This window comes from Sphingobium sp. SCG-1 (assembly GCF_002953135.1).
GTDB lineage: Bacteria > Pseudomonadota > Alphaproteobacteria > Sphingomonadales > Sphingomonadaceae > Sphingobium.
In genome coordinates this window covers 1,316,365-1,332,825 of the sequence record NZ_CP026372.1, presented here as the reverse complement: position 1 = coordinate 1,332,825, position 16,461 = coordinate 1,316,365, and the positions used below count along the sequence as shown (strand labels likewise).

Below are 16,461 nucleotides of genomic sequence, written 5' to 3'. Positions count from 1 at the left end.
TTGGCTATCTCTATATGGAATAGACGTCGCCATTTCCCTTTACCTCAGTCCAGCAATGCACGTTTGAGATTTTTCATGGCGGCGGCAATATGCTTTTCCACGCCGCTGCGAGTGATGCCGAGCCGACTTGCCACTTCGGCATGGCTGCTGCCCTCGATCTTGTGCATGTGAAATACGCGCCGTGATCCTTCCGGCAGGTTTGCGATAGCAGAAGCCAAAATCGCGACCTCTTCACGATCCAGCAGAATCTGCTCCGCGGATTTTGCGCGATCCGTCTGCTCATCGATCGACGTTGCGAAATCTGTCGCCTCGTCCGACCAGCGCCGCTCGCGGGTCATGCGGCGCTGACGGGTGCGCAATCGATCGGTCGCCAAGTTGTGCGCCATACGGAACAAATATGCCCGGGCGTGCTCCACCACTACGGGCGGATTGCACTGCACCTTAATCCAAAGTTCCTGAAGCAGGTCTTCGGCATCACCCTGAGTTCCGGTCCTGGCCGCCAGCAGGCGCAGCAGGGCCGGGCGATGAATATGGTAGACCTTCGACAGCCCATCGTCATGGCTCTGAATCATTGTGCTCGCATAACTACGCCGCGAGGGCTGTGCAGAGCAACGGGGCATCGCAAATGGTATCCCGATGTTCGACGCCATAAGCGATTTCCTGAATCATGGATATATGGCGCTGACTCCATCCGGCGGTGACAGAAGCCTCAACGACGGCAGCATCCGGGGCTGACGGGCAATTCCTGATAGCGGCGGCCAGCGCACGCAACGCTTCCAGCCGTTTGTCAGCCAGAGGCTTGGAAGGGCGAAACCCGAATATGAGCCTGCGTATCCGCTCAAGCCTGCTGACCCGTCGCCCCGTTAATATGTATGCGGGTTCGTTCAGTGCGAAGCCAAGCCAGATTACTCGGCGCTCCAGCTCGCTGAAGGGCCGCTCTGGAAAATTTATACTCGTCGCGCTCATGCGAAAATCTCCGCGATGAGCGTGCATCGCGTGCCTTCCATAAGATGCTCCAGCCCGTCGACACAGACGAAGGCGACCGACACGACGAGTACGCTGAGCGCAGTTTGGGAAAGCAAGCGGCCCATCACCGCCATGGGCATTGAGTGGAGAATCTTGGCGCCGAAGCTCATGGGACTATTCCCAAATGCACCGCGCGCGGTGCAGTCATCCGATGTTCGGTCAAATGTTCCTCGGCGCCTGATTCGACGTGAGGCGCGGCGGATAGGTCGACCACTGCCCCCCCGCGCACGCTGCCGAATTTGCCATTTCCGATAATAGCGAAATATCAGAATGCGTAGGAGATGCCGAACAGCGCCTGTCCGTACCCCTTGGATCCATCTTTCACGATGGGGCTGTCGGCAGCATCGCCGGTAAAGGTGCCGCCCTGGATACGGGTGAGCAGGCCCCAGTGGCGCGATAGCTGATAGCCGGCAGTCAGACCCGCCGAAACCTTGGTCAGCCCGCCACTTGGGCGATAACGGTCAAGGCCGGATGCCAGCGCTTCAGGTTCGGTCACCCCAAAGAACGTGCGCGTATATTTGCTGTCGTTGAATTCCGCGCCAAGATCGAAAGTCGCAAAGACCTTCTTGTTTCGAATGGCGGCGTAGCTGATGCCGACGTCGGCCGACATGCCTTTTTCCTTCTTCGTATCCTTTGTCGCTTGAACAGACACCACAAAGCGGCCCTGCCCTCTCTTGTCGCCGCCAAAGCGAAAGCCGGCGAACGCACCGAAGTCAGCACTATCCTTTATCGGGTTGAGCAGCTTTACCGGCCCTTCCGCGTCGCTGACCGACCGGGAGTTGGACATGCCAAGCACCGGCCCGTAGAGGAACCGCCCGCCCCCGCCAAGGTCGACCTTCAGCTCGGTGCCCACAAGGTTGAACTCGATTCCCTTCCAACGCAGAGCCGCAAGTCCGAAGGGGCTGGCCTCGTACTTACTGGCGCCGTCGTACTTCGGCATGATGCCGCCTCCCAAAGCGATGAGGCCGGACACTCCACTGTCTTCGTCGTCGTCTTCGGTGGGCAGGTTGACCGTCTGGGCAGGCGCGGTGGTATCGAGTGTGGTCTGTCCTAATGCGGGCATGGCGGACGCGAGGAAGGCTATCGAGGACAGCAAGTATTTCAGCATTATCGTCTCCGGGACGGTGGCAGTTGCAACCCAGACGACGACGTTGATCTCGAACCTCAGCAGGTCCTTCAAATTTAATTATTACTGAACTTCCCCGCGCGGCCGTAACGCGAAGCCATCAGTCAGAACGTTTCAAGTGCCGCAACGAAGGCGGCCGCGTTGCGACCTGTTTGCTCAGCGTCCATTCCTGCCTTGTAAAGAGCCGAGCCAAGCCCGAAACCTTCGCAAGAACCGCTCCAGTTCGACATCGTGTCGGGCGTAATTCCGCCGACGGCCAGGATCGGAACAGTGCGAGGAATTACAGCCCGCTGCGCATTCAGGATCTTTGGCGATGCCGCTTCTGCAGGAAACAATTTAAGCCCGGTTGCACCTGCGTTGATTGCCGCAAATGCTTCACTAGGGGTGAAATATCCCGGCAGAGAAACAAGTCCAAGGCGAGCCGTTTCGGCGATCACCTTCGTGTCGACATTCGGCGAAATAACGACTTGTGCGCCGGTGTCCGCAACCCGGCGCGCGTCTTCCGGAGAAAGCACCGTGCCGGCCCCGATCAACGCATCATTCCCGAAACGCGCGACGAGCCTTTCGATGCTGTCGAATGGCTCCGGCGAATTGAGCGGCACCTCCACGATACCGATGCCAGCAGCAAGCACCGCCTCGACTATGGGTTCCACTTCCGCCGGTCTGACCCCGCGTAAAATAGCGACAAGGGGGCAGCGCCCAAGCGCCGTGTTCAAAAGCGTTTTAGCGTCCATTAATCCTGTCCCATATTGCAGTGATACCCGCCAGGAAAGCTGTATGGCTGTCCACCATCACGGGTCGTCCCTCCGCCGCCGCGATGGCCGTCGCATAAAGCTGGCCGAGCAGGGGATCGGCCAGAATATAGACGGCTTCTTCTGGGCGAATGGCTTGCTCCCGCACATCGCTACCGATCAGCAGTCCACTCACGCGCGAGGCGACATCCGTTGCATCACGCAATTGGAGGACCACGGCGGCCCGCTCGCCAAACAGGTCGGACAGCAACCGGTTCTCAACGGCAAGTGCCAGCCCATCCCGAAACAATGGTCCATCGACGACATCATCTTGCAGGAAATCGCCGAGCAGGCTGTGCTGACGCAGCAGGGAAAAAATTTCCCCCGTCATCGCAGTCCTGAAATCGGCGATACGCCCCTCCCGCATCCTGGCCCATTTGCAATGCGTTCCCGGTTGGCACAACAAGGCGTCGGCCGGCGCCAAACCGGCAGCCACTGCACCAAGCAGTTGTACCTCCTCGCCGCGCATTACATCGCCACGTCCCACGTGACTCGCCACCCCCGGCACGATCGCCGTACGGCCCCGTTCGACCCAAACGAGTCCTTCGACCAGAGCGTCGATCCCTGCGGGGCATGGCGCATAAGGCGCCTCGGTCCAGCCGCGCGTCGATCCCACCATTCCCGCGCACAGCACCGGCACATCGCCCAGCTGTGTGCGTATGGCAGCGAGTTCGCGGGCGAAGTCTTCCCGCAAGACGCTCAACACCCCCTTGTTGTCACGGATTGTTTCTATGACCGTGCCATCATTACCAATCGCGTAGGCGCGGCGGTTAGTTGTTCCCCAGTCGATCGCTATGAAGGCGGGATCGCTCACCACCATGTTCCGTACAGTGCGATCAGGATCAGGATGACGCTTATGGCGCCGATGTTGAACGATGTGTGCGTTGCATAGCTAACTGTTTTCGTGTCGATCGTGTCGGTGTCAGCGCGCGAACGTGTCACTAAAGAGACGACCACGGCCAATCCCAACGCAACGAGGAACACGATCCCCATGCGATCCATGAACGGCAACATCGGCAACAGAAACTTGAACATCCAGGACAAGATCACCGAAGCCCCCGCAGCGGCTAACGCGCCGGCCTCGTTCGCCCGCTTCCAGAACAGGCCGAGCAGGAAGATGACGGTTATGCCGGGCGTGAAGAAGCCGGTGAATTCTTGTATGAACTGGAATGCCTGCTCCGAACTGCCGACCAAGGGTCGTGCGGTAACAATTGCCAGCAAAATGGCGACCACCGCTGCCGCGCGGCCAACGAATACCAGATGGCGCTCCTGCTTCTCCCCGCGGGCGGCGCCACCTCGGCGTTTAGCATAAAGATCGAGCGTGAAGATTGTCGCGATCGAATTGATCTTGGATGCAGTCGACGCAACGATCGCTGCGATCAACGCGGCGAAGACGAGACCCAACAAACCGCTCGGCAACAGGCGCATCATAGTTGGATACGCCTCGTCTGGCTTGGCGAGGTTGGGCGCGAGCACCACTGCGGCAATGCCCGGAAGGACGATTACGAGCGGCATCAAAAGCTTCAAAAAGGCAGCGAAGATGATGCCTTTCTGTGCTTCGCCGATATTCTTAGCCGCCAGCGCGCGCTGGATTATATACTGGTTGAACCCCCAATAGCTAAGGTTAGCGATCCACATTCCACCGATCAGCACCGACAAACCCGGCAGGTCCATGTAATGAGGATTCCCCGGCTTGAGGATCATGTGGAAGTGATCGGGCGCCGCGGCAGTAAGACGATGGAACCCGGCGATCAGCCCGGCGCCCTGCCCCAATTCACCCAGCGTCAAGGCGGCAATGACAAGTCCCCCAAGCACCAGCAGCGCCACTTGCACAATGTCAGTGAGCGCCACCGCCTTGAGACCGCCGCGAATCTGATAAAGCAATGCGAAACCGCCCAACAGTACGAGGGCCAAATTCTGATCGATTCCCGCTACTTTGGTCACGGCGATCGATCCCAACCAGATGATCGAGGTAAGATTGACGAATACGTATAGTGCAAGCCAGAACGACGCCATGAGAGTTCGGATGGACGGTCCGTACCGCCGCTCCAGGAACTGCGGCATCGTGTAGATTTCATTCTTGAGGAAGATTGGCAGGAAGAATTTGCCGACGATCAATAGCGTAAGCGCCGCCATCCATTCGTAAGAAGCGATCGCCAAACCGATGGCGTAGCCCGATCCCGACATACCGACGATCTGCTCAGCCGAAATATTAGCGGCAATCAACGATGCGCCGATCGCCCACCACGGCAGATTCTTGGAGGCTAGGAAATAATCCGTCGTCGTCTTCGGCCCTGCGCCTGGCTTGTCGCGCGACACAAACTGAGCCAGACCAAAGATGCAGACGAAATAGACCGCAACAACGACAATATCGATTGTGGCAAGCTGCATCCGAAGCCCTTCCCCATTCACGGCCAGACCGCTATGCATCATAGTAGCGGTCAGCCCATTTATATGATCTATTATACGTAACAGTCAAACAGGATGGAGTGCAAGCGATGTCTACCGATCCCGAAGAAATCAGGATCTCGCTCGGGCGTAACCTCACCTATGGGCTGTTAGATCACCTCGGCAAGACGATCGTCACGGGGGGATATGTAGACAAGCCGTTCCCGACCGAAGCAGAGCTATCCAAACAACATGGCGTCAGTCGTTCCGTAACGCGTGAGGCGGTAAAGATGCTGACGACTAAGGGCCTGCTCAGTGCGCGACCGCGCCAGGGCACTATTGTGCAGCCCGACAGTGCATGGAATCTGTTCGATCCGGACGTGCTGCGTTGGCTGCTCGATCGCAAATTCTCCCTCGATCTGCTCCGTGATTTCAATCAGCTCAGAGTTGCAATTGAGCCAGCGGCAGCAGCCTTAGCGGCGAGCTTCGCCGACAAACACGGTTTGGCGCTGATCCGCGCAGGCTTTGCCCGAATGCAAGTGGCTGAGGATGGTGGCGACGATACGCTTGAGGCTGATATCGCTTTCCATGTGGCGATCCTGCGAGCATCGACCAACCCTTTCTTCGCCCAATTCTGTGACGTCGTGGCCACGGCGCTACGCACGTCCATCCGCTTTACCAATCGCATTCAGGGCCGCACCGCGGACCTTGCTGCGCACGAGGCCGTGCTGCGTGCCATCGAAGCGCGAGACGCAGAGACCGCCCGCACAGCGATGCAACATATTATCGATGAAGTAATGGAGTTGATCGTCCGGTCGTGAACATCTGAGCGCCTTCCGGACCACAGTGGCAACATAGACGAAAGATGGACGCAGCCTCAGCCGCGTCCATCAGGGGCGTCTGGCCGGCGGATGCCGACCAGACGAGGGGGAACGTGAATTCGATCAGAAGCGAAAAGCGACGCCCAGCGAATAAGAGGCATCGTCGAACCGCTTGTCGCGCGGCAGTGCGGAGTCACCATAATAACTACGGTATTTGGCGCGGGTCAGGTTAGTGCCGTCGAGGGAGACGGTGACACCTTTGCGAATTTCGTATCCAATACTGGCATCCAAACGTCCATTCGGGCGAACCTGATTGAGGATCAGAGTCTCGCCGGCGGGGCGCACATTGGTGCCGCCATAATTCTGGTCATAATAACCCGATCGATAGGTATATACCACACGAGCGGTAAGCCCATTTCGGTCATAAAGGCCGCCTACATTGTAGTTGTATTTGGATACGCCCTGGATGTCTTGCCCGAAGAGGGCATCGCCCGGAGTCTTCACTTGGCTATCTGCAAGAGTGAAGTTGCCGAACACGCCGAACCCGCTCCATGCGCCAGGCAGGAAGTCGAAGAATGTTTGCGCACTCAGTTCTATGCCCTTGAGTGTAACAGCACCCACGTTGCGCGGACGCGTGATGTTATAGTCAAAGCCATCGATCGTCTCGACCTGGCTCTGGCTTATTACACGGTCCTGAATGTCTTTATAATATGCGCCGATCGCGATGAAGCCATTACCCGAGAAGTAATATTCCAGCGTCGCATCATAGCTATCCGACTTTTGCGGGCGAAGGTTAGGATTACCTCCTGATCCTGCCGGCAATATAAGGCTATTGGTGGAGATCAAATAGCTAAGCCCCGGATTAAGGTCTCCAAAACTCGGCCTCGCAATGGCGCGTGAGTAATTGAAGCGGGCCTGCAATCCACCATCGAACTTCAAGCGAGCACTCGCGCTCGGCAGGAAATTATCGTCTGTCGTATCGGCGCTGAACGGCGTGAGCACCGGCAACGGCCTAGGCACGGCAGGCGTTGCCGCCGGGGTTACGAATGATGCGCCAGCGATCTGACGTTCGGTACGCGTAAAGCGCCCACCGAACTGACCATCCAGCATGATCGTGTCGCTAACCGGAATTTTGTATTCGGCCTGTAGGTACGCAGAATAGGTCTTCTCTCCCGCAGAAAAAGAACGGTCCGGAGTGTAATCAGGAAAGCCCGCACTCAAGCCATAAAGTGCGCGCAATTGGTCCTGGATGGCGGGGTCCCGCAGTGCATCTTGATCGGGAACGATGACACCTACGCCATTGTTGATGCTGGGCGTACCCGAAGTACGCCTCAGGAAATCAGCGCCAAGGAACGGTACATTCGTAATTAGCGTACCCCCCGCGCTGTTGGTGCCGCCAAGCGACTGCTCGTGCGTCGCCGTGTGATTGGCGTAACGCACGCCAAACTGAATATTGTCGATGAAGGTATCGAGCCGATAAACGCCATCTGCCTTCGCGGCGAACTCCTTGCCACGGTCGCGGATGTTGTCCTGATTCAACGGGGACAGAGCAAAGTTGGCGGGATCGCCGAGACCGTTCAGTGTATCGTTGTAGACCACACCGCCGCCGACGTTCGTAGCAACATCGGTAGTGATGCCGTTACCGGCCTTGAAAATATCCAGAATGAAGTTCTGATTACGCACCCGCGACTGCTGATACGAAATATCCGTGCTCAGGCTAAGCGGGCCTGCGTCATACTTCGCACCGCCCGAGACGATGTACACCCGCGTCCGGTCGTAATGTGCCTGCGTGCTGGTGAAGCCACCATGTCCGGTCGAGGTAAAGGATTTTACCGTGCACAGGTTTTGCACCTGTAAACCATTGGAAGTATCATATTGCGGCGAACCATCGGGGTTGGTGAGAACCGCCCCGTTCGGACCACGACGCACTCCTGGGAAAAAACCGGCATTGTTGACGACGTAATCTTGGCATTTATCAGTCGGCACGACATTGCTGAAAGCGCCACCGAACACGTCGTCAATCTGGAAGTAGCTCGCAGACTTGTTACGATATGCAGTGTAGAGACCGTTAACGTAAATTTCTAGGCCAAGCGCCGCTTTCCACTGATAGGCGACGTTGGCCTGCTTCCGATCATATTCGCCCTCCTGCTGAACGCCACCGACGCAAGTGGGTGCAATGATCCCGGCGGCACCCGCCGGCCCCTGCGTCCCACTGCGGAAATCGCAATTGAACGCAACGGGGCGGTCAAACCGGTTGTGCGAATAGGACAGGTTGGCCAAAAGCCCCATCTCGCCCAGCCCCGTATCGAAGCGGCTCGACACGAGCATGCCGAAGAGCGGATTCACCTTCTCCGTGTTGGCCGTGTAAACACCGCGCACATTGGCAGCCAAGGTGAAGCCTTTGAAGTCGAACGGTTTGTGTAGCCGCAAATTGATGACGCCAGCCACGCCTCCCTCGATCAGGTCGGCCGATGTCGACTTGTAGACATCCGCGCCCGCCAGTGCTTCCGCTGGGAGATCCTGATAGCTGAAGCCACGACCAACGCCTGTGAATATCTCACGCCCATCAAGGGTGGTCAGAATATCTGGCAGACCGCGCACGATTGGGTTCACGATCTCATTGTTATCGCCCACTGTGACCTGCACACCTGGCACGCGTTGCAGCGCCGCAGCTACGGTACGATCCGGCAGCTTGCCAATGTCATCCGCGACAATTGAGTCGACTACGTTGAGGGATTCACGCTTGATATCCGCTGCCTTCGAAAGCGAGGCGCGAAAGCCAGTCACAATGATATCGGCGGAGTCGTTTTCAGGAGCCTGAACCGGCGCAACCGCTTGCTCCTGGTCCTGCTGAGCCATCGCGTCCGCTGCCAAAGCAGGTGTCGAAACCAGCACAGCCAGTAGCGATACGGAAGACATTACGCCAAATTTGGAAATCATTTTACCCCTCCAAGACATCTGCCGATTTGCCATCCAGCTCTTAAGGACGCCTACATCTATGGTTACGATACGACAAGTCTTATTTGTCATACCACAGAAAAAGTGCTGGGAAGGCCGCCACTGCGACCTTCCCATTAGCTATCGATTATTGCTGCGGCACTACCATTTTGGGCGTGGTGGCCAATTGCTTGATTAAAGCCGTCTCGGCTTTGCGATAGGGCGTACCATCTGCGCGAAACACCTCATGGAACCAGATAGTCGGTTCTTCCAGAACATAGGGCTTTTTCCAGCTATCCCAAGGCAGGCGGGTCTGCGTTTTACCATCGACAAACCCCCAATTGAACATGGCCACATTGTAGCGCTTGCCGATGGGGAGTGATCCATCGAACGTTGACCCATTGCCGCGTGCCATAAACTCGGTGCACAGGATCGGCCGGCCATATTGCTTGAGCTGCTTGATCCGGCCTTCGAACTGCTCCGGCCATCCATAATCGTGAAAGGAAATCACATCGGATTGGCTAAGTTGCAGCTTTTCCATTGGCGTCAGTTTCGCATTTGACGCCCAGTCATCGTGCCACCAGACACCGCTTGTCACCGGCTGGGTTGGGTCAGCCGCACGCGCCCAGTCAAACACCTGTGTCAGCAACGCACGAACCAGAGGTTCCTTGCCATCCTGATCCTTATACTGATCGGCCGGATTGTCAGGCTCGTTCCACAAGTCCCATCCCAGTACGCGATCGTCCTTGGCAAACGCGCCGATTACACCCTCTACATAGGCACGATATTTCGGATAGCGCGTCTTGTCCCGCAGGCCCGGCAGACCGGGCGACTGAACCCAGCCGGAGTTGTGCACACCCGGTATCGGCGGGTGTTGCGGCCCCAGCACCGGAACGGGATCCCAGCAACTGTCGAACAGCACGAACAATGGCTTGATCTTATGCTTGGCGGCGATGGTCAGGAACTCATCAATGCGGCGCTTGAATCCTTCCGTATCCTGCTCCCACAATTGATCGTGGAGGAACACGCGCATCGTGTTCATGCCGATGCTCTGCGCCAGTGCAAGTTCATGGTCGATGCGTGTCGGATCCCAAGTTGCGGCCTGCCACATCTCGAGTTGATTGATCGCCGACGCGGGCGTGTAATTCGAACCCACGAGCCAGGGCTGATGCTCATACCATGAATTCGCCTCCTTCGCCGACCAACGCTCCCGTGCTTCGAGCGGGGTGGATATCGATAATATTGCCGCCGTACCAAGAAGCAGCGCACCGTATCTGGTCATGATGTTCCTCCGAGAAGCTAGCGCTTCGCGCCAGTAGTGAATTTGTAGATGATGACGTTACGATATGTCTGGCCGGGATCGAGCCGTGCAGATGGGAAATTGGGCTGGTTTGGCGCGTCCGGAAACAGTTGCGGCTCCATCACAATGGCATCGCCCATGCGATAGATCTGCCCGCCTTTGCCGACGACCGTTCCATCGAAGAAGTTGCCCGAATAAAATTGTAGGCCCGGCTGGTTGGACCACAGTTCGAAGCCGCGTCCGGACACTGGTTCCGCCACCTTGGCCATAAGGTGCGGCTTGGCCGTCACAGCGTCCTCCACAACCCAATTATGATCGTAGCCCCGTCCATAGATGATCTGCCGGTCGCGCCCATCGCGCACCCGATCGCCCACGGCATGAGGCTCGCGGAAATCGAACACCGTGCCTGTCACGCTTGGCAAGTCCCCGGTCGGAATTGCAACGGCGTCGGTTGGCGTATAGCGCGCTGCCGGAATGGTCACGACATGCCCCATCGCTCCCCCAGGCGACCCGGCACCTGCCAGGTTCCAATACGCGTGATTGGAAATGTTGACGAGGGTCGGCTTGTCGGTCGTCGCCCGATATTCAATCGTTAACTGATCGAGGTCGTCCAGCGCATAGGTGGCGAATGTCGTGAGTGTACCAGGATAGCCCATATCGCCATCGGGACTGATGTAACGCAGGGTAACTGAGGCAGTGGAACCGCTCTTCGTCTCAACCACGTCCCACAGAACTTTATCGAATCCCTTGGTGCCGCCGTGCAGTGAATTAGGCCCATTGTTCACAGGGGTCCGATACACTCGCCCATCAAAAGTAAAGCGCCCGCCGGCGACACGATTGGCCACGCGACCGACCGTGGCGCCGAAAAATTCCGGCTTGGCAACATAGCCGTCCAGCGTGTCGTAGCCGATCGCGACGTCGGCTGGCTTACCGTTACGGTCCGGCAGAATAACGGACTGTAGCGACGCTCCGAGCGCAATGATGCGAGCCGAAACGCCATGCCCATTGGTCAGCGTCACCGCTGCGACCGACCGCCCATCGGGCAAGGTGCCAAAGTTCGTCTCCTTCGCTTCACCTGCAAGCGCAGAGTTGGTCAGGGCCATCGCCAGCATACTGGCTGCCACGGCAAGGCTGTTGCCTCGTGTCATCATGCTCTCCTCGTTTATCCGTGGTAACGCCGAGTGGGCGTTCCGATACAGCCAGGATCGACCTCGAACAGCGCTCCAGCTTGGGAATCGTTCACGCCGTCCGACGCCGAAGTCACAAACATCATGTCGAGCCTCTCTCCGGCAAAAATACAATTGCTGACCTGCGACGTCGGAAGCGTAATCGATCTGTCCCGTCGGCCCTCCGGCGTAAAGCGCATCACGCAGCCTGCCCCCCAACACGCGATCCACAGCCCGCCGTCAGCGTCCAATGTCATGCCGTCAGGATCGCCCCAGTCGTCCTCAAACCGAATGAATATTTCGCGGTCGCCCAAAGATCCATCGTTGCCGATCGCGAAACGGTAGACGGTGCGAAGGCCGCTGTCGGTGTGGAATAGCGTGCGCCCGTCAGGCGAAATGGCTGGGCCGTTGGCGATACGGTATCCATCATCCACGCGAGCAACTGCTCCATCAGCATCAAGACGATAAAAAGCGCCAGTAGGCTGCGCTCCATCCATCGACATCGTGCCGAACCAGATGCGACCGGCGGCATCCGCTTTGGCATCGTTCATGCGGTTGCCGGCACGATCGGGATCGGCAAGAGTCCCGATGGTCAACGGGTCGAGCGTCAGCGTGACGATCCGGCGATCCAGGCCGGCCACGAAGCCAGGGGCATCCTCCCGTTCGACAACCCAGCCGATCGTCCCCGGCATCTTCCAGCTATCGACTTGGTCGCTATCGAGCAGCAGTCGGTTGACGCGCTGCCCGAGAATATCGGTCCAGTAGACCGCATTCTGGCGTGCGGACCACATCAGGCCTTCGCCCAGCAGATCGCGGCGATCGCGCGTGATCGTGCGCAGTAACATCAGTGACTGTCGCGGGGCAGACCCGCTTGTGCAATCCGCTGATATTTTACGGCGCTTTCGAGTACGGCACCCGTGTCGAACTGGCCGACCAGGGCGCGCTGAATTTCCTGCCACGGCGTCTGCGATGGCGGTGCCAGTTCTTGCTCTTGAGCGGCGAGCGCATCTCTTCGCCGCATCATCTCCTCATCTGTCACGAGCAGGTCGACACGGCGTTTTTGCAAATCAATGCGAATCTTGTCGCCGGTTTGCGCAAGGGCAAGTCCCCCACCCACCGCCGCTTCGGGCGAGGCATTGAGGATCGAGGGCGAGCCGCTTGTGCCCGACTGCCTGCCATCGCCGATACACGGCAGTGCATGAACCCCGGCACGGATGAGCGCAGCGGACGGTCGCATGTTGACGACCTCCGCACCGCCCGGATAGCCTACTGGCCCTGCCCCGCGCATGATAAGCACGGTGCTTTCGTCGATATCGAGATCAGGATCGTCGATGCGACGATGATAATCTTCCGGTCCGTCAAAGACGACGACCCGACCCTCGAACGCATCCGGATCATCGGGGTTGCGCAGGTAACGCGCGCGAAACTCGTCCGAAATGACGCTCAGTTTCATAACCGCCCCGTCGAACATATTGCCGGTAAACACCGACAATCCCGCCGCCTGCTTAAGCGGTTCCTCCAGAGTGCGTATGACATCGACATCCTCGGTTGACTTATCACCGACATTCTCGGCAACCGTCCTGCCGTTACATGCCATCGCATCACCATCAATCAGCCCTGCCTTGAGCAGCATGCCCATCACTGCCGGCACGCCGCCTGCGCGATAATAATCCTCGCCTAAATAATCTCCGGCCGGTTGCAGATTGACGATCAAGGGCACGTCGGCGCCCGCTTCTTCCCAGTCCGCCAGCGTAAGATCGACCCCGACATGCCGCGCGATCGCGTTCAGATGGATTGGCGCATTGGTGGACCCGCCGATCGCAGAGTTCACCTTGATCGCGTTGAGGAAGGCCGGACGCGTGAGGATATCCGAAGGCTTGCGATCAGCCCGCACCATTTCGACGATCCGGCGGCCGGTTTCCCATGCACATTGCTGACGATCACGATATGGCGCGGGAATGGCGGCCGAGCCAGGCAGCGACATGCCCAATGCCTCAGTCAGCGAGTTCATCGTCGTAGCAGTGCCCATCGTGTTGCAGAAGCCCGTCGATGGGGCCGAAGAGGCAACAAGTTCGATAAAGCCCTTATAGTCGATCTCACCGGCAGCAAGCATTTCACGCGCTTTCCACACGATCGTGCCCGACCCGGTGCGCTCGCCCTTGTGCCAGCCGTTCAGCATCGGTCCGACCGACAACGCAATGGCCGGAATGTTCACCGTTGCCGCCGCCATCAGTGCAGAAGGCGTCGTTTTATCGCACCCGATCGTCAACACCACTCCATCAAGCGGATATCCGAACAGCACTTCGACTAAAGATAGATAGGCAAGGTTACGGTCGAGTCCGGCGGTCGGACGCTTGCCGGTTTCCTGTAGGGGATGCGTGGGAAATTCGATGGGAATACCCCCCGCTTCGCGGATGCCATCCCGAACACGATCCGCCAATACAATATGATGGCGGTTGCACGGCACGAGATCTGATCCCGATTGAGCGATACCAATGATGGGACGGTTGGATTGGAGCTCCTCCAGGCTCAAACCGTAGTTCAGATAACGCTCGATATAGAGCGCCGTCATGTCGGGATTTTCGGTGTTATCGAACCATGCGCGCGATCGGAGTTTTGAAGGAGCATCACTCACAAGCGATACCCTCCGCCCTGCGTCACAATATGGCCGATCATGCTCCCCTCCTTCTGCCCGCCGTCAAATGTTCGGCTTCTTTTAAGATTGATAGCGCAGAGAATGACCTATAGAAAGCCTATTTATCGGATAAAAGAAAATGGAAGGTGCGAAGATGCGTAGATCGAGTAAGATGGCACGTATAAGGGCCTCCGTATGAGCGGTGACCAGGCGGTGCCTATCCGGCTCGGCATTGTCGGCATCGGCAAGATTGCACGCGATCAGCATTTGCCCGCTATCGCTGCCTCCCCCGAATTTACCCTGGTGGCTGCGGCAAGCCGACACGCGACACTGGAAGGCGTTCCGAATTTTGACAGTGTTGAGGACATGCTGACCGCCGGGCCGCCGCTCGACGCTGTTTCGATCTGCACTCCGCCTGGCGGGCGCGACCGCATCGCACTGGCGGCGATCATGGCTGGCAAGCACGTGATGATCGAGAAGCCTCCCGGCGCGACAGTGGCTGAGGTCTTGGCATTGCAGCACGCGGCCAAAGCGCGTGGAGTCACTTTATTCGCCAGTTGGCACTCTCGTGAAGCCGCAGGCGTAGATGCAGCGCGATCTTGCCTGGCGAACCGCACCATCTCTGGAGCCACGATCGAATGGTGCGAGGACATCCGCGTCTGGCACCCCGGCCAGGACTGGATTCTTGATTCCGGGGGTTTCGGCGTGTTCGATCCCGGCATCAATGCGCTGTCGATTGCAACTGCGATCCTGCCGGACGATCTCATCGTGGAGTCCGGCACTATCATGGTTCCCGCAAATCGCGCGTCGCCGATATCCGCCCGCATCGTAATGCGCCTGGGTCGCGATGCCCCGGTCATGCTTCATCTGGATTTCCTGAAAACCGGGGAGCAGATCTGGACCATGGAGATCGTGACAGACTCAGGCACTGTTCGGCTCACCGAAGGGGGCAAGCGCCTGTTCCTGAACGATGTGGAGCAGTTATTGCGTGAGGAGGCAGGAGAGTATCCCAGGCTTTATGCGCAATTCGCAACACTTGTCCGCACACAGCGAAGTGATGTCGATCTCCGCCCGCTGCAACTGGTAGCCGATGTGTTCCTCGTAACGCATCGAGGACAAGCGCCCGCATTCGCCTTCTAAGCAGCTAGACATCTCGTAAATATCATATTTATAGCTTAATTGTTATCTGGAGAGGATTGATGGTCTTGAGGAAATCCATGGCGCGAGCCGGATTGGCATTGGCCCTGACGATAGGCGCCCTTGGAGGCTCCAGCGTAACAGCGCAGGTAGCTCCGGGCGGACCGGTCACGCCCTATGTCGATCCGTCCAAGGCCTATTTGTTCTTGCACATGACCAAAGCGAAATATGGCGTCCTCTTCTATTCCGTCAGTCTGGATGGCCTGCACTGGAAAGAAGTTAACGGCGGAAAGCCGGTTTCTGCTGACTACCATGGTCATGCCTCTGTCGCGCAGGGCGGAGACGGACGTTATTATCTGGTCGGCAACAAGGGTGACGACGATCCTTTGATCCGCTTCTGGGTGTCGGACGATCTGATACGCTGGACGCCCTACGGCACTTATCAGCCCAATTTGAAGGGCATTCCCGGCTATCCCACTACGCTCCAGCGCATCGGTGCGCCGAAACTGTTCTTCGACAAGCCGTCCGGCCAGTTCCTGCTGACGTGGCATACGCCGAGCCTGGAGGGATCGAAGGAAGATCCCGAGCGATACTGGGGCAGTCAGCGAACCCTTTATGTACAATCCAAGGATCTTAAGAGTTTTCCGGTCGGCCCCCGCCGCCTGTTCGCATGGGACATGGCAACGATCGACACGATTATCCAGCCTAACGACAAAGGCGGCTATTGCGCGATCATCAAGGACGAACGTTATCCCTCTTACGAATGGACGACGGGCAAGACGGTACGGATGAGTTGCGCGGCCAAGCTGCTCGGTCCCTATCCACTGCCCGGTCCGCCGCTCAGCCCGAATTTCCGCGAGGCGCCGACGATCATCCGCGCGCCCAATGGCAAGGACTGGATGCTGTACTACGAGCAATATGCTGGCACGAGCTACGGCCTGTCGATGGCACCACGACTTGAAGGTCCATGGTTTCAGGTATCAGGCAACAGTGGCGTTCCTGAGTGGAATCGTTTTGAGATGCCTCCCGGCGTGCGTCACGGGTCGATGATCGGCATCTCCCGTGCGCAATATGACGCCATCGTTGCTGCTTTCGCCGCGAATTAAGCGAGGATGGCCTTGAAGTTCTTCCCAT

The 16,461-nt window shown here is 58.0% G+C and carries 14 protein-coding genes; 3 read left to right on the top strand and 11 right to left on the bottom strand.

Features of this window, described 5'->3' with window-relative positions:
- Nucleotides 1–44: 44 nt before the first annotated feature.
- The 6 genes from C1T17_RS05950 to C1T17_RS05925 all read right to left on the bottom strand — a co-directional run bounded on the left by C1T17_RS05950 (nucleotide 45) and on the right by C1T17_RS05925 (nucleotide 5,334).
- Nucleotides 45–650 (bottom strand): RNA polymerase sigma factor, encoded by a 606-nt coding sequence (locus C1T17_RS05950; protein ID WP_223262825.1) that lies wholly within the window; start codon nucleotides 648–650, stop codon nucleotides 45–47.
- Nucleotides 651–962: 312 nt separating this feature from the next.
- Nucleotides 963–1,136 carry a hypothetical protein gene (locus tag C1T17_RS21200; protein ID WP_189338508.1) on the bottom strand — a complete coding sequence of 58 codons (174 nt, stop codon included), beginning with the start codon at nucleotides 1,134–1,136 and terminating at the stop codon, nucleotides 963–965.
- Between the two features lie 155 nt (nucleotides 1,137–1,291).
- Nucleotides 1,292–2,206, bottom strand: a complete 915-nt coding sequence (locus C1T17_RS05940; RefSeq protein WP_104952654.1) for a MipA/OmpV family protein — start codon at nucleotides 2,204–2,206, stop codon at nucleotides 1,292–1,294.
- A gap of 50 nt (nucleotides 2,207–2,256) precedes the next feature.
- Nucleotides 2,257–2,886 carry a 2-dehydro-3-deoxy-6-phosphogalactonate aldolase gene (locus C1T17_RS05935; protein WP_104952653.1) on the bottom strand — a complete coding sequence of 210 codons (630 nt, stop codon included), beginning with the start codon at nucleotides 2,884–2,886 and terminating at the stop codon, nucleotides 2,257–2,259.
- Nucleotides 2,876–3,763, bottom strand: a complete 888-nt coding sequence (locus tag C1T17_RS05930; RefSeq protein ID WP_104952652.1) for a 2-dehydro-3-deoxygalactonokinase — start codon at nucleotides 3,761–3,763, stop codon at nucleotides 2,876–2,878. The genes C1T17_RS05935 and C1T17_RS05930 overlap by 11 nt, the downstream gene beginning before the upstream one ends.
- Complete coding sequence (locus C1T17_RS05925) at nucleotides 3,754–5,334, bottom strand: sodium/sugar symporter (RefSeq protein ID WP_104952651.1); 1,581 nt, start codon at nucleotides 5,332–5,334, stop codon at nucleotides 3,754–3,756. Before C1T17_RS05925 ends, C1T17_RS05930 begins: the two co-directional genes overlap by 10 nt.
- Nucleotides 5,335–5,441: 107 nt before the next feature.
- On the opposite strand from C1T17_RS05925, the gene C1T17_RS05920 reads away from it, so the two are divergent.
- Entirely contained in the window at nucleotides 5,442–6,152 is a 711-nt protein-coding gene (locus tag C1T17_RS05920; RefSeq protein ID WP_104952650.1) for a FadR/GntR family transcriptional regulator, read from the top strand.
- A 123-nt stretch (nucleotides 6,153–6,275) separates the two neighbouring features.
- On the opposite strand, the gene C1T17_RS05915 is transcribed toward C1T17_RS05920, so the two are convergent.
- From C1T17_RS05915 to C1T17_RS05895, 5 genes are all read right to left on the bottom strand, one after another.
- Nucleotides 6,276–9,092, bottom strand: coding sequence for a TonB-dependent receptor (locus C1T17_RS05915; protein WP_104952649.1), 2,817 nt, complete (start codon nucleotides 9,090–9,092; stop codon nucleotides 6,276–6,278).
- Nucleotides 9,093–9,237: 145 nt separating this feature from the next.
- A complete protein-coding gene (locus C1T17_RS05910; RefSeq protein ID WP_104952648.1) occupies nucleotides 9,238–10,371 on the bottom strand; it encodes a cellulase family glycosylhydrolase in 1,134 nt (377 codons plus the stop codon).
- A gap of 17 nt (nucleotides 10,372–10,388) precedes the next feature.
- Complete coding sequence (locus tag C1T17_RS05905) at nucleotides 10,389–11,537, bottom strand: aldose epimerase family protein (protein WP_104952647.1); 1,149 nt, start codon at nucleotides 11,535–11,537, stop codon at nucleotides 10,389–10,391.
- 14 nt (nucleotides 11,538–11,551) lie between these two features.
- Nucleotides 11,552–12,400 (bottom strand): SMP-30/gluconolactonase/LRE family protein, encoded by an 849-nt coding sequence (locus tag C1T17_RS05900; RefSeq protein ID WP_411269213.1) that lies wholly within the window; start codon nucleotides 12,398–12,400, stop codon nucleotides 11,552–11,554.
- Nucleotides 12,400–14,127, bottom strand: coding sequence for an IlvD/Edd family dehydratase (locus C1T17_RS05895; RefSeq protein WP_411269212.1), 1,728 nt, complete (start codon nucleotides 14,125–14,127; stop codon nucleotides 12,400–12,402). Before C1T17_RS05895 ends, C1T17_RS05900 begins: the two co-directional genes overlap by 1 nt.
- Nucleotides 14,128–14,385: 258 nt before the next feature.
- Between C1T17_RS05895 and C1T17_RS05890 the strand changes: the two genes are divergently transcribed.
- Both C1T17_RS05890 and C1T17_RS05885 read left to right on the top strand, forming a co-directional pair.
- A complete protein-coding gene (locus C1T17_RS05890; RefSeq protein ID WP_104952645.1) occupies nucleotides 14,386–15,330 on the top strand; it encodes a Gfo/Idh/MocA family protein in 945 nt (314 codons plus the stop codon).
- Between the two features lie 77 nt (nucleotides 15,331–15,407).
- The gene (locus tag C1T17_RS05885; protein ID WP_411269230.1) at nucleotides 15,408–16,433 is read left to right on the top strand and encodes a glycosyl hydrolase family 43; all 1,026 of its coding nucleotides are present in this window, start codon (nucleotides 15,408–15,410) and stop codon (nucleotides 16,431–16,433) included.
- Nucleotides 16,434–16,461: the final 28 nt, after the last annotated feature.